The sequence below is a fragment of the Pseudoalteromonas sp. HM-SA03 genome, from assembly GCF_002289345.1.
Taxonomy (GTDB): Bacteria; Pseudomonadota; Gammaproteobacteria; order Enterobacterales; family Alteromonadaceae; genus Pseudoalteromonas.
The window spans coordinates 1-471 of record NZ_NSDG01000180.1 but is presented as its reverse complement, the minus strand read 5'-3'; the positions used below and the strand labels follow the sequence as shown (position 1 = coordinate 471).

At 47.6% G+C, this 471-nt stretch carries 1 pseudogene; it reads left to right on the top strand.

The window, feature by feature from the left end:
• Positions 1–471, top strand: a pseudogene (locus tag CKO50_RS24180) (hypothetical protein); the annotation flags it as partial.

Below are 471 nucleotides of genomic sequence, written 5' to 3'. Positions count from 1 at the left end.
AAACAAAGCGCCACGATGCCGAGTGTACCGCAAATAGCGCAGATAGCAGCAAATCAACGCTTGTCGTTAACCGCTGATGGCGCGGCATCACTTGCTGATAAAACCATTGACCTTTCGTATTTTTATAGCGATGGCACACCAGTAGAAGACATTGATTACGAAGTCGTGATGGATAACGGCCAAATATACACAGGCCAGCTTAGTGGCGGTACCGCAGAAGTCATTGATGTGCCTGCGGGAAATTATACCGTGAGTTACATCGGCGAGGACGAAGAGAAGATTATCTCGTTACGCCAAGAGCTTCGCACGGCTCTTGACCAAATGGTTGCAGAAATCCGCAAGCAAGCTGACATTCAAGAGCGCCTGATTGATGACGAAAACCTTGGGATGCAAGGGCTTATTTATAGCGGTGCATTCTTATACGGGCTTTATCAGCAAGGAGAAAGCATTGTAACGGGAGTCGCAGATTTA